Source organism: Microbacterium sp., from assembly GCF_031180975.1.
GTDB lineage: Bacteria > Actinomycetota > Actinomycetes > Actinomycetales > Microbacteriaceae > Microbacterium.
This window is the reverse complement of sequence record NZ_JAPSLI010000002.1, coordinates 154,353-166,980: the sequence shown is the minus strand read 5'-3', so window position 1 is coordinate 166,980 and position 12,628 is coordinate 154,353. Positions and strand designations below refer to the sequence as shown.

The following is a 12,628-nucleotide window of genomic DNA, read 5'->3' as shown; positions in this document are numbered from 1 at the left end:
CGGCGCCAGGGATGACTCACCGGGCTCCGGTACTCACGCCTCCTCCACAGGTCTCCTGCGGCGGTCCCGGTCAGCCGACCTTGTGCAGCCAGACGACGCGCGCGTCGTCGCTGGCGTGCCGGAACGGCTCCAGCTCCTCGTCCCAGGCCGTGCCCAGGGCGACGTCCAGTTCGCGCTGCAGTTCCGCCGCGTTGCCCGCCGCGATCTCCATCGCGTAGCGGATGCGGTCCTCGCCGACGACGATGTTGCCGGCGGCGTCCGTCTGCGCGTAATGGATGCCGAGATCGGGCGTGTGCAGCCAGCGTCCGCCGTCACTGCGAGGTGTCGGATCCTCCGTCACCTCGAACCGCAGGTGCTCCCAGCCGCGGATCGCCGTGGCCAGCGCAGCGCCGGTGCCCACCGGGCCGTCCCAATAGAACTCCGCACGGCGTGTGCCCTGCTGCACCGGCTGGTCGCTCCAGTCGAAGCTGACGGCACGACCGAGAGCGCGTCCTACCGCCCATTCGAGGTGCGGGCAGAGCGCGCGAGGGGCGGAGTGGATGAACACCACTCCGCGTGCGTATCCCGTCGCCATGATCTCTCCGTTTCATCAGGTACGTCTTCCCCTACGACCTGACCGAAAAGATGCGGCGAGCTATGCGGTTATGTGCCCATTCTGACCCACGACCGCGGAAATCACAACCATGTCATTACGACGGCGAAGGCCCCGGTCCGTGTAGGAACCGGGGCCATCGGGAGAGGGTCAGGCCTCGCTCATGGCCTGCTTGACCTGCTGGCCCTTGGCTGCGTAGTACGCGGCGCGGGCGGCGTCGCGGCGGGCCTGCTCGGCGTACCCGGCCTCGAGCACGTCCTGAGGGACCTCGTAGTTCTCGACGTCGTCGGTGCCGTTGTACTTCTCGATGTACGCGTCGAGCTCAGGGCCCGAGGTCCACGAGGTGATCAGGCAGTACCGCGGCTCGGTGCCGTTGTGGGTGGCGGCGTGCCACAGACGCTGCGTGTCGACGATGAGCTGGGCACCGGCCGGCAGGGCGATGCGGTACTCGATGCTCGGGTCGGTGCGGTTCTCGCGCAGGACGAAGTAGCTGTCCTTGTCGTCGGTCAGGTTGAAGAACCCGCGCACGACCCAGCCGGTGCCGTCCGGGTTCAGACGATTGTTGTCGTCCTGGTGCAGGTTGTACAGGCACTCGCCGTACGGGGTGGGCTGCAACTCGATCACGCGGCAGCGGCCGACGTTGGCGCCCGGCTCCTGCGCGCGACGGGTCAGGTTCGGCGCCTTCTCGACCTGCGAGTCGATCCACACGCCGTCCTTGTCGGTCCGCGGCGGCTTGTGGTTCCAGAAGCCGTTGCACTCGATCTCGCCCTTGGCGCTGGCGAGCGGTGCGAAGCGGGTGTCACCCGAGGACTTCCAGTCGACGTACTCGATGTCGAGCCACTCCTTGGGGTCGGCCTCCTGGTCGTAACGGTCCAGGACGACGAAGCCCTTCTCCTCGAGCGCTGCGGACTTGATGTATCCCATGATCTGAGTCATGTCCTTTCGTAAGGGGCCAGCACGTTTTAACAGGCCCTACTTAGGCAAGCCTACATCGCCCGCCTCCGAGGACCCGGGAGCAGCGGCTCCGCCGAGAGGGCGAAGACTAGACTCGATGCGGCGGCACTCGTCTTCCCGCCAATCGGAGGCATCACTCAGTCATGGCAACGGCGACCAATGTCGAAGCGAACGCGGTCAACACTGTCGAATGGCTCTCGTCGCCGTCCACGACGATCGTCGTCCCGGTGTATCAGCGGCAGTACCGCTGGGACATCGGCGGCTGCGAGAAGCTGCTCACCGACATCCGCGCCGTCGCCGGCGAGGACGACGCGCACCGCCACTTCATCGGCTCGATCCTGTCCGCCGAGGATGCCGCAGGCGACGACCTCATCCTCATCGACGGCCAGCAGCGGATCACCACGATCATGCTGCTCGTCGCGGCGCTGCATCACGCCGTGCAGGACAGCGACCCGGCGATGGCGGCGGAGTTGCACCGGGTCCTGGTGCGCGCCGACGACGACCGGCGCACCAAGCTGCGCCCCCACGACGCCTGGACGGACCTGTACGAGTCTGTGGTGCTGGACCGCCGCGGCGACGTCGACCGCGAGTCCCGCTTCGACGACAACTACGCATTCTTCCGCAGCCAGGTGCACGCCGACGAAGCGCCGCGGATCTGGCGCGGCCTGCGCAAGCTCGAGCACGTCTCGATCACCCTGGGTGCGAGCGCGAACGCGCAGCAGATCTTCGAGAGCCTGAACTCCACGGGTGAGCCGCTGCGGGACCACGAGCTCATCCACAACTACATCCTGATGGGCCTGTCGCACGCCGAGCAGCTGGCGGTCGAGGAGGAGTACTGGCTGCCCATCGAACAGCACACCGGTGAGACGATCGGCGCGTTCTGGCGCCACTACCTGGTGATGACCACCGGCCGGGAGGTCGCCGCCGCGGGTGAGCACGGGGTGTACGCCGCGTTCCGCGACCGCTTCCCCCGCGTCGACGTCGAGCGTCTGCGGACGGATGCCGGCGTCTGGCGCGAGTACGCCGAGATCTACGGCATCCTGCTCGATCCGACGCGGGAGCCCGACCCGGAGATCCGGCGACAGCTGGTGCACGTGAACACGTTCGGACGCATCTCGTACCCGCTGGTGATGAGCGCCTACGGCGACCACCGCCGCGGTCTGATCAGCCGGGCGGAACTGCTCGAGACGCTGGAGTGGGTGCAGGCGATGTTCCTGCGCCGCGCGGTCGTCGGCCTCCCGCCGGAGCGGCTGATCGCGCGGCTGTGCCGGGCCAGGGCGCAGGGACGGGACGCGCTGATGCGCGCCGTGGCACGCATCACGCCGTCGGACGAGCGTGTCAGCGCCGTCCTCAAGTACGGCGAGCTGCCGCACGCCGCATACGTGCTCGGGCGCATCGAGGGGGTCACCGACCCGGCCCCCTTCGACGTGGAGCACATCGTGCCGGCGGCGCCCGGCGACACCTGGTCGGGGGACGGACGCCGGGTGTGGAGCGACTACACCGAGGACGAGCAGAACAGCCACCGCGCGCTCGCGCCGACGCTCGGCAATCTCACGCTGCTCGAGCAACCGCTCGCCGAGCGCGTGTTCGGCCAGTCGTTCCCCGACAAGCAGGTCGGCGCGTACGCGCGCAGCGCCGTGCCGGAGACCCGTGAACTGGCGGGTGTGCCCGCGTGGGGCACCGCGGCGATCGCCGAGCGCACTGCCCGGCTGACCGCCGACTTCGTGCGGATCTGGGCGCGCCCGGCGCTGCCGGAGATCGACGACGACGGCCTCACCCCCATCCTGGACGCCGTCCGCCGCCGCGGCTGGCCGGCCGGCTGGGACCGCGAGTTCGACTATGTGGAGTACCGCGGCGAGCACTGGGAGATCAAGGATGTCCGGGCGCTGTTCAACCGCATCTTCCGCCGCGCGTGGACGGACGACCGCGCCGCGGCGATCGCGTACAGCGATCGCCGCGGCGGGCCGATCTACGACGAGATGGCGTGGAAGGGCCACTGGGACGCGCTGGACGACAGCCACTTCCTCTACATGGGCTGGGACTCCAACTACATGATGAACGCGCTGCAGGGCGTGCTCGAGGAGTCCGGGATCGCCGCCGAGGTGTTCGTCAAGTACTCCTACATCGGCAACGTCATGTAGCGGGCCTCCGGCTCACTCCTCCTCGTCGTCATCGAGGTCGACGTCCTCCGGCACCTCGATGGTCTGCTCGACGACATCGGCGGGGTCCGCATGGATGTCGTCGGCACGCGGCACTCGGGGCGTCACGGCCTGCTCGGGGTCGACGGCATCCGTCCCCCACGCCTCGCGTTCCTGATCCAGCAGGTCCCCCTCCGACGCCTCCGCGGCTCGGTCGTCCTGAAATCCGGACATGTCCGTCCTCCCTTCGCGATGTTCGTCCCCCCAGGATGCCGTGCGTCCGGGCCGGGCGGAAGGGGGTTGCACGGGTCCGGGCCGCTCTGCCTAGCATCACGGGATGACCACCACCAGGCCCGACCCGCCCGCCTCGGCCGCTCGTGTGCGCGTCGGGACGTCCGGGTGGCGGTACGTCTCGTGGCGGGGCGACTTCTACCCGGTGGGTCTCCCCCAGCGGCGTGAGCTGGAGTACATCGGGCGCACCATGTCCTCGGCGGAACTGAACGGCTCGTTCTACTCGCTGCAGCGACCGGAGAGCTACCGCCGGTGGCGGGAGAGCGTGCCGGAGGGTTTCGTGTTCGCCGTGAAGGGGTCCCGCTACATCACGCACATGCTGCGCTTGCGCGAGCCCCGGCAGGCGCTGGCGAACTTCCTGGCGTCCGGCGTGCTGGCGCTCGGTCCGGCGCTGGGCCCGATGCTCTGGCAGCTGCCCGCCCGGCAGGAGTTCGACCGGAGTCTGCTCGCGGACTTCCTCGCGGCGCTCCCCCGCACGACCGGCGAGGCTCTGGCGATCGCCCGCGAGCACGACCAGCGGCTTCAGGGCAGGGCGTGGCTGCATGTGGACGAAGAGCGCCCCATCCGTCATGCCATCGAACCGCGGTCGCCGAGCTTCCACGACCCGGCCTTCACCGACCTGCTGCGCGAGCAGCAGGTCGCGCTCACCGTCGCCGACACCGCGGGTCGCTGGCCGCTGTTCGACGAGGTGACGGCCGGCTTCGTGTACGTGCGCCTGCACGGCTCCACGGAGCTGTACCACAGCGGATACACGAGCCAGGAGCTGGACGATTGGGCCGAGCGGTGCCGCCGGTGGGCGAGCGGTGCGACGGACGGGGTCGCGCGGGACGTCTACGTGTACTTCGACAACGACGCCAAGGGACACGCACCCCACGACGCGGTGGCGCTCGCCCGGCTGGTGGGCGACGGTCCGGTGGGGGCACCGTGAAGCGGCATCCGGTGTCCTCGTCCGCGCTGGTCGGCGTGGGCTACGACCGCGAGACCGCGGTGCTCGAGATCGAGTTCACCGGCGGCGAGGTGTACCGGTACTACGCGGTGCCCGCCTCGGTGCATCGCGCTCTGATGTCGGCGCCGAGCATGGGCAGGTTCTTCGCCGAACGCATCCGGGAGCGGTACCCGACCGAGCACGTGCGCTCATGACTCCCTGATGCGTCGGGCGGTCCGCTCGTCCTCGACATCGTGACGGGCGATGTTCGCGATTCGCTCCGTGTCGCGCAGCGGCAGCTGGATGCTGCGCTCGGCGGGCTCGCCCACCTTGAGCTCCCTGGCGCGCTCGATCTCGGCGTCGAACAGGGCGCCGACGAGCAGCGCCATGTTCGCGATCCACAGCCACAGCAGCAGGATGACCACGCCGGCGAACGACCCGTACACGCGGTCGTAGTCGGCGAGCCGGGAGACGTAGAACGCGAACCCGGTCGAGGCGAGCGCCAGCACCAGCAGCGCGATCGCCGCGCCGATGCTGATCCAGCGGAATCGCGGGTGCTGGACGTTGGGCGCGAAGTAGTACAGCAGCGCGATCACGAGCATCACCAGCAGCACGACGGCCGGCCAGCGCAGCACCCGCCACACCGTCAGCGCGGTCTCCCCCGCACCGATCTGCGCGCCGATGAACTGGGCGAGCGGCCAGCTGATGGCGGCGAGACCGGCCGCCGCGAGGACGAGCACGAAGACGACCGCGGTGAGCAGCAGGTGCACCGGCTTCGCCTTCCACAGCGGCCGTCCCTCCGGCACCCCGTAGATGCGGTTCATCGCGTGGCCGAGCGCGGTGATGTAGCGAGCGACCGACCACAGCGCGACCGTGAGGCTGACGACGAGCACCCACCCGGCGCCCGATGCCTTCGCCACGGCCTGGATCGGCTCGCGCAGCGCGTCGATGGTGTCCGGCGCCAGCACCTCGCCGAGCGCGTCCAGCACGGCACGCGCGGCCCCTCGCTTCTCGCCGAACAGCCCGATGACCGAGAACGCGGCGATCAGCGTCGGGAACATGGCCAGCAGCCCGTAGAAGCTCAGACCGGCGGCGGCATCCGCCGACTGCGTGCCGAGGAAACCGCGCACGACGCGCCGCAGGATGAACCCCGCCGTCAGCCGCTTCTGCTCCACTCTCCGACTCTGCCCGCGCGGACGGGTCGGCGCCAACTGCTTGCCCTGCGGCGGGGCGGGTGCTAGGCGGAGCGGTACATCCGGGCGGCGATGTTTGTCGACCCCCTTCGCGCCGCACGCGGGTCGCGGTTAGCGTGACGGCGACATGGGGCCCACACCGCGGAGGCCCGGATGGGAGAGACATGCAGGAGCAGCAGAACGGCCCGCAGGAGGAACCGCAGGAGCCGCTGCCTCAGGGCGGTGACGAGCAGATCGCGTCCCGTCCGGACCGACCGCAGCAGCCGACCACCAGCGAGCTGCAGGAGCCGAGCACCGAGAAGGACCCGGGCGATGAGCCCAAGGCGCCGCCACGCGATGAGCCGGAGCCCGACCACCGGGCGGTCGGCATCGGCGTGGTCGATACGCCCGAACCCACGCAGCCCGAGCAGGGTACCCCTCCGGACGGGGGTCAGAGCGAGGCGGATGGTGGGGCCGGTGGGACTTGAACCCACGATCGTCGGGTTATGAGCCCGCTGCCTTGACCAGCTTGGCCACGGCCCCGTGTGACTTCCAGCCTACCCGTGCCGCCGACCGCACTCAGAGCGCCTCAGCCGCGCGGTGGGTCCTCACGTGGTCGAGATAGATCTCTGCGTTGCGCAGCAGCCCCGCACGCTCCTCATCGGAGAGCGGTCGGCGCACCTTCGCGGGCACCCCGGCCACGAGTGAGCCGTCCGGCACCTCGGTGCCGGCCAGGACGACGGCTCCGCCCGCCACCAGACATCCCGCGCCGATCACCGCGCCGCTCACCACCACCGCGCCCATGCCGATGAGAGACCCGTCGCCGATCCGGCAGCCGTGCACGACGGCGTTGTGCCCGATCGACACCCGCTCGCCGATCTCGACGCCGTGCCCGGCATCGACGTGCACCGACACGTTGTCCTGCACGTTGCTGCCCGCACCGACGACGATGGGCGCGGAGTCCGCACGCAGCACCGCGTTGTACCAGACGCTGCTTCCCGCGCCGAGCCGCACCTCCCCGACGATGCGCGCGCCGTCGGCGACGAACGCGTCGTCGGCGATGCTGGGGCGCTTCTCGGGCAGGGCGAGGACGGATGCTCCGGATGCGACGCTCATGTAGGCGAGACTACCCTCACACGCGCCGAATTCCGCGTGTTTCCGGGCCGGTAAGCGTTGCCTTCGCTTGCTTGCGGAATGCGCTCAGCTGAGTAGCGTTGAACCTGTCAGGCCCGCACGCACACTTCAGGAGGACCCATGAGCAAGGCACAGACCGTTCCCACCACCGCCGTCGACCCGACCGTGGCCGCGGCCGCCGCGCAGTTCCTCTCCCCTGTGGTGCTCGGCCTCGAGGCGCTGACCGTCAACGGCAAGCAGGCGCACTGGCACGTCCGCGGTGCGAACTTCGTCGGTGTCCACGAGCTGCTCGACACGATCGTCGCGCACGCCGGTGAGTTCGCCGACACCGCGGCGGAGCGCATCGTGGCACTCGGCCTGCCGATCGACGCCCGCGTCGCCACCGTGGCGGAGAAGGCCGGCCGCACCGCCGTCCCGGCCGGCTTCACCCAGTCCGACGAACTGGTCCGCGCCGTCATCAGCGACATCGACGCGATCCTGGTCGACGTGAAGGCTGCCATCGAGGGCCTGGACGAGGTCGACCTCACCAGCCAGGACGTCGCCATCGAGATCATGCGCGGGCTCGAGAAGGACCGCTGGTTCCTCGTCTCGCACATCGCCGCCTGACGCCGAACACCTCACGAACGCCCGGTGGACCCACGCGGAGGGTCCGCCGGGCGTTCGCGTTCCCGTTCACGCCAGGTGGGTGATGCGCCCCTCCAAGAGGGTGGCGGCGACCGGCATCCGCTCCAGCGCGGCGGGGTCGAACGGGTCCGCGGCGCAGAGCACGACGTCGGCAGGCGCGCCAGGGGTGATCTCGGCCTCGCCGTGACGGGTGCTGGCGCGCAACGCCGCCTGCGTTGACACGCGCTCCTCCGGTCGCCACGGCGGGCGCTCGTCACCCGTCCTGGTCACCGCGGCCGCCATCGTCAACCACGGATCCAGCGGTGCGACCGGGGCGTCCGACCCGAACCGGACCGCGGCGCCTGCCGCCATGAGCGATGCCAGCGGGTAGGCCACGGCGGGCTGGTCCGCCCACAGCCGCGTGGCCAGGTCGCGGTCGTCGACGGCGTGTCTGGGCTGCACGCTCGCCGCGACGCCCAGCCGCGCGAAGCGCGTCAGGTCGGCGTGCCGCACCAGTTGCGCATGCTCGACCGTGCCACGCGCCTGCGTCCACGCGAAGGCGTCCAGCGCGGAGGCGACGGCGAGATCGCCGATCGCGTGCACCGCCACGTCCAGGCCGCCCGCGGTCGCGCGGGTCAGCAGGTCCCGCAGCTCGGCGGGCGGGATCGTCAGTACGCCGTGATTGCCGGGGTCGTCGGCATAGCCGTGCGAGCAGGCGGCGGTGCGGGTGCCGAGGGAGCCGTCGCTGATGAGCTTCAACGGCCCCACATGCACGAGACCGGCGCCGCCCTCCAACGGCATCCCGGTCCGCAGACCCTCGTCGATCGCGCGGTCGAGCGCCGCCGGATACACGGCGAACTCGACGCGGTGGGTGCGGAAGCCGGCGGCGCAGCGTCGCCGCCAGGCCTCCGCGTTCCACGCCATGTCGAAGTCGACCAGTCCGGTGATCCCGCGTGCGGCGGCCCGCCGAGCGGCCTCGGCGACCGCGGCGTCGGCGGTGGCAGGGTCGGCGGCGTTGAGTCTGCGGGAGATCTCGAACGCGTCGTCCTCGCGCAGCATCCCGTCCGGTTGCGTCGGGAAGCCCTCGCGCCGAAACGCGGCGGAATTCAGCCACACGCTGTGCACGTCGGCGTTGATCAGGTAAGTCGGCACCTCGCCGGTGGCCTCGTCCAGCAGCATCAGCGACGGCTCATCCGGCCAGAGCCCGTCCCGGAACCCGGCGCCGACGCGTCGCCCGTCGGGGAGCGGCGAAGCGGATGCCATCCGCCGCGCGGCTTCGGCGGCGCTCGCCACATCCCCCAGGGCGGTGCGCTGCGCGTCAAGCGCCCACTGCACGGTGTGCACATGGTGATCCCACAGGCCGGGCACGATCCAGCATCCGTCGCCGTTCAGCACCTCACCCGCCGGGCGCAGGACGCCGGCCGGGGCGACGTCGGTGATCAGTCCGTCGGCCAGTGCGATGTCGACCGGATCGTCGGGCGCCGCGATGCCGCTGCCACCGGTGATCCGCACCCCACGGATCAGTGAGACCGCGGAATCCCTCGCAGTCATCGCGTCCCGCCCGGCGCGCCGTGCGCGCGGCGCATCTCGGCGGCGAGAGTGGGGTTGGCGTACGCACCCGGCGCGTCCAGCGCGGCGATGATGTCCTGCACCATCGTCGCCGGCTTGTTCTGGCTGAGTTTGCGCTTCGCGACGACCCGCGTCGGGGTGAGCCGGAACCCGACCGTTCCGGCGGCCAGCCGCTGCACGAACTGCTCGTCGTTGGGCCGCTCCCACATGTGCCGGGGTTGTGGCATGCGGTTCTCGAAGACGTCCACCATGCGCTCCAGCACCCGCAGATTCTCCTCGTCGGAGAGGATCTCAGGGATGCCGGACAGGTGCACGGACACGTGATTCCAGGTCGGAACGGCCTGCACGTCCCCGTACCAGCCCGGTGAGATGTAGCCGTGCGGCCCCTGGAACACCACCAGCAGCTCCCGGTCGCCGAGACCCAGGATCAGGTCGTCCGGGCGGCCGACGTGGCCGACAACCGTCAGATCGTCCCGGCCCTCGTCGAGCAGCACGACGTAGTGAGACGCGGTGAGGCCGTCGTCGCCGGCGGTGACCAGCGTCGCCCACGGGTTGTCGGCGATCACGCGGCGCAGTTCGGCCGGGTCGGTCATCGTGAAGCTCGGGTTCTGACGCATGAACCCAGACTAGGACCGGCCCGGCCGCAGTCGGCCGGTCAGCGTGCGGCGTCGCTGTCGCGGACGACCGGCACGGCCTGGGTCTTCCACTCCTCCCAGCCCGGCTCGCCCGCCATGAACGCCTCGACCTCGTCGGTCGACGCGCGCAGCTTCGGGTCGTTGTCGAGGTACTTCTTGGTCTCCCGCGCCACCAGGCCCGACAGGATGAGCAGGCCGATGAGGTTCGGCAGCGCCATCAGTCCGTTCATGACGTCCGAGAACGCCCACACCACGCCGAGCTGCACGGTACAGCCGATGAAGACCACCAGCGAGAAGAGGACGCGGAAGGGCATCACCGCTCGGCGTCCGATGAGCCGCTCGATGTTCCGCTCGCCGTAGTACGACCAGCCGAGGATCGTGGACCCGGCGAACATCACCAGCCCGATCGTGACGATGTAGTGTCCCCAGTCCCCCGGCAGGCCGTGCGAGAACGCCGCGCCGGTCATCAGCGCGGGGCTGATCTGCTCGCCCGTCGCGGGGTCGATGTCGTCCCACGTGCCGGTCGCGATGATCACCAGGCCGGTGCAGGAGACGACGATGATCGTATCGATGAACGTCTGGGTCATCGACACCAGCCCCTGACGGACCGGGTGGCTGGTCTTGGCGGCGGCCGCGGCGATGGCGGCCGACCCCATGCCCGACTCGTTGGAGAAGATGCCGCGGGCGACGCCGTACTGCACCGCGATGATGATCGCCGAACCGGCGAAGCCGCCCACCGCGCTGGTGCCGGTGAACGCGTCGGTGAAGATCTGCGCGAACGCGGCGGGCAGCGCGCCCACGTTCACGATGAGGATGTACAGCGCACCGAGCACGTAGAGGATGATCATGATCGGCACGAAGCCGGCCGTGACGCGGCCGATCGACTTGATGCCGCCGACCAGCACGAGCAGCGCGAACACGGTGAGCACGATGCCGGTGACCCAGGTGGGGATGCTGAAGCTGGCCTGCAGGTTCGTGGCGATCGAGTTGCCCTGGGTCATGTTGCCGATGCCGAAGCACGCGATGACGGCCGCGACGGCGAAGAAGAGGGCGAGGAACTTTCCGAACCCGCCGGGGATGCCGCGCTCCAGGTAGTACTGCGGACCGCCGGACTTCTCACCGGCGTCGTCCGTCTTACGAAAGCGCACACCGAGGAACGCCTCGGAGTACTTGGACGCCATGCCGAGCAGCCCGGTGACCCACATCCAGAACAGAGCGCCCGGACCGCCGATGCCGATCGCCGTCGCGACACCGACGATGTTCCCGGTGCCGACGGTGGCGGCGAGGGCGGTCGTCAGCGCCTGGAACTGCGAGATGTCGCCGTCCGCGCCGGGGTCTTTGCGGGTGAACAGCCCCAGCCGCAGGGCTGGGCCGAGGCGCAGGAACTGCAACCCGCCCAACCGGATGGTGAGGTACAGGCCGGTGCCGAGCAGCAGCGGGATCAGGACGTACGGGCCCCAGATGACGCCGCTGATCTGTTCGAGGACGGTCTGCAGTCCGGTGAGGTCCATGGGGGTCTCCTTCGCGCATCGGTGCAGGGATGCAGACATCCTATTCACAGCATGCGCTCAGCCTAGGTGCGACCTGCTGCGCACCCGCAGCCCGACAGGACGGATCAGCGCTGGCAGGAGGGGCACCAGTACAGCTTGCGCGCCCCGATCTCCTCCAACGCGATCTCCGTGCCGCACACCCGGCAGGGCAGGCCGGCCCGGTGGTACACCCAGTGCCGGTCGTCACGGCTGGCCATCGCGGCGCGGTAGGCGTCTCCGGTCAACCCGTCCATGGTCATCATCTGCCCGGTCTCCACGCCGATCGCGAGCAGACGCACCCAGTCGTGCCAAAGTCCGCGCACCACGCCCTCCGGCACGTCCCGTCCGGGCGTGTGCGGGTTCAAGCGGGCGCGGAACAGCATCTCGGCGCGGTACACGTTGCCGATGCCGCTGACGACCGACTGATCCATCAGCAGCAGCGCGATGGGAGTCGGCTTGCGGCGCACGGCCCGCACGAACCGCTCCTCGCCCTCGGCGGGATCGCCGACCAGCGGATCGGGGCCGAGCTTGTCGATGGTCGCGAGCACCTCGTCGGGCCCCTGCAGGGCGCACGCGGTCGGCCCGCGCAGGTCGGCGCACGTCACGTCTGTGAGCAGGCGCAGCCGCACCTGACCGACCACCGGTGGCGGCCACTCGTCGCCCTCATCGGCCAGGCCACTGGTCTGCTCCGACATGCGCACATGCACGCGCGTGCGGCGCGGGGCGCCGATGGAGCTCAGCGAGTTCTCGCCGGCGTCGTCCAGGATCGGCTCGTCGAGGTCGGTGCCGCGCTGGTTGGTCTGCCCCATCCGCCCGTTCGCGGAGGCGATGGTGGGGTCGACCAGGATCTCGCCGGCGAAGTCCCACGCGCCGTACAGCCCGAGGTGCACGCGCAGCCAGACATCGCCCTCGAACTCGAGGAACATCTGCTTGCCGACGGCCTTGGCCTGCAGCGCCTCCCGGCCGTCGATGACGGCCGCCCCCTCGGCGAAGCGACCCTGCGGGCTGGATGCCGCGACCGGGCGTCCCACGAAGTTGCGGGCGAACTGCCGGGCGATGCGGTGGACGGAATGCCCCTCGGGCATG

General features: G+C 70.3%; 14 protein-coding genes and 1 tRNA gene. 5 read left to right on the top strand and 10 right to left on the bottom strand.

Annotated elements, in window-relative coordinates; all coding sequences use genetic code 11:
- Positions 1-70: 70 nt before the first annotated feature.
- Entirely contained in the window at positions 71-574 is a 504-nt protein-coding gene (locus RIF65_RS03780; protein WP_309064364.1) for a DUF3145 domain-containing protein, read from the bottom strand.
- Between the two features lie 168 nt (positions 575-742).
- Positions 743-1,516, bottom strand: a complete 774-nt coding sequence (locus RIF65_RS03775) for a hypothetical protein (RefSeq protein ID WP_309064501.1) — start codon at positions 1,514-1,516, stop codon at positions 743-745.
- Positions 1,517-1,689: 173 nt separating this feature from the next.
- Between RIF65_RS03775 and RIF65_RS03770 the strand changes: the two genes are divergently transcribed.
- A complete protein-coding gene (locus tag RIF65_RS03770; RefSeq protein WP_309064365.1) occupies positions 1,690-3,687 on the top strand; it encodes a DUF262 domain-containing protein in 1,998 nt (665 codons plus the stop codon).
- A gap of 12 nt (positions 3,688-3,699) precedes the next feature.
- Here the strand turns inward: RIF65_RS03770 and RIF65_RS03765 are convergent, their stop codons facing one another.
- Positions 3,700-3,918 carry a hypothetical protein gene (locus RIF65_RS03765; RefSeq protein WP_309064366.1) on the bottom strand — a complete coding sequence of 73 codons (219 nt, stop codon included), beginning with the start codon at positions 3,916-3,918 and terminating at the stop codon, positions 3,700-3,702.
- A 103-nt stretch (positions 3,919-4,021) separates the two neighbouring features.
- On the opposite strand from RIF65_RS03765, the gene RIF65_RS03760 reads away from it, so the two are divergent.
- Both RIF65_RS03760 and RIF65_RS03755 read left to right on the top strand, forming a co-directional pair.
- Positions 4,022-4,903: a DUF72 domain-containing protein gene (locus RIF65_RS03760; protein ID WP_309064367.1), complete on the top strand. Its 882-nt coding sequence runs from the start codon at positions 4,022-4,024 to the stop codon at positions 4,901-4,903.
- Between the two features lie 11 nt (positions 4,904-4,914).
- A complete protein-coding gene (locus tag RIF65_RS03755; protein ID WP_309064368.1) occupies positions 4,915-5,115 on the top strand; it encodes a KTSC domain-containing protein in 201 nt (66 codons plus the stop codon).
- On the opposite strand, the gene RIF65_RS03750 is transcribed toward RIF65_RS03755, so the two are convergent.
- Positions 5,110-6,075, bottom strand: a complete 966-nt coding sequence (locus RIF65_RS03750; protein ID WP_309064369.1) for a YihY/virulence factor BrkB family protein — start codon at positions 6,073-6,075, stop codon at positions 5,110-5,112. The genes RIF65_RS03755 and RIF65_RS03750 overlap by 6 nt on opposite strands.
- 182 nt (positions 6,076-6,257) lie before the next feature.
- Here RIF65_RS03750 and RIF65_RS03745 point away from each other — a divergent pair, with 182 nt between their 5' ends.
- Positions 6,258-6,560, top strand: coding sequence for a hypothetical protein (locus RIF65_RS03745; protein WP_309064370.1), 303 nt, complete (start codon positions 6,258-6,260; stop codon positions 6,558-6,560).
- Here RIF65_RS03745 and RIF65_RS03740 read toward each other — a convergent pair.
- Both RIF65_RS03740 and RIF65_RS03735 read right to left on the bottom strand, forming a co-directional pair.
- Positions 6,539-6,615, bottom strand: a tRNA-Ile gene (locus RIF65_RS03740). The two genes, RIF65_RS03745 and RIF65_RS03740, sit on opposite strands and share 22 nt — an antisense overlap.
- A 36-nt stretch (positions 6,616-6,651) precedes the next feature.
- Positions 6,652-7,188, bottom strand: a complete 537-nt coding sequence (locus RIF65_RS03735) for a gamma carbonic anhydrase family protein (protein WP_309064371.1) — start codon at positions 7,186-7,188, stop codon at positions 6,652-6,654.
- Between the two features lie 138 nt (positions 7,189-7,326).
- On the opposite strand from RIF65_RS03735, the gene RIF65_RS03730 reads away from it, so the two are divergent.
- A complete protein-coding gene (locus tag RIF65_RS03730; RefSeq protein WP_309064372.1) occupies positions 7,327-7,812 on the top strand; it encodes a Dps family protein in 486 nt (161 codons plus the stop codon).
- A gap of 66 nt (positions 7,813-7,878) precedes the next feature.
- Here RIF65_RS03730 and RIF65_RS03725 read toward each other — a convergent pair whose 3' ends face one another.
- The 4 genes from RIF65_RS03725 to RIF65_RS03710 all read right to left on the bottom strand — a co-directional run bounded on the left by RIF65_RS03725 (position 7,879) and on the right by RIF65_RS03710 (position 12,627).
- Positions 7,879-9,360 carry an amidohydrolase gene (locus RIF65_RS03725; RefSeq protein ID WP_309064373.1) on the bottom strand — a complete coding sequence of 494 codons (1,482 nt, stop codon included), beginning with the start codon at positions 9,358-9,360 and terminating at the stop codon, positions 7,879-7,881.
- Positions 9,357-9,995: an FMN-binding negative transcriptional regulator gene (locus tag RIF65_RS03720; RefSeq protein ID WP_309064374.1), complete on the bottom strand. Its 639-nt coding sequence runs from the start codon at positions 9,993-9,995 to the stop codon at positions 9,357-9,359. Before RIF65_RS03720 ends, RIF65_RS03725 begins: the two co-directional genes overlap by 4 nt.
- Positions 9,996-10,033: 38 nt before the next feature.
- Positions 10,034-11,524, bottom strand: a complete 1,491-nt coding sequence (locus RIF65_RS03715) for an alanine/glycine:cation symporter family protein (protein ID WP_309064375.1) — start codon at positions 11,522-11,524, stop codon at positions 10,034-10,036.
- Positions 11,525-11,628: 104 nt separating this feature from the next.
- Positions 11,629-12,627, bottom strand: coding sequence for an Fpg/Nei family DNA glycosylase (locus RIF65_RS03710; protein WP_309064376.1), 999 nt, complete (start codon positions 12,625-12,627; stop codon positions 11,629-11,631).
- Position 12,628: the final 1 nt, after the last annotated feature.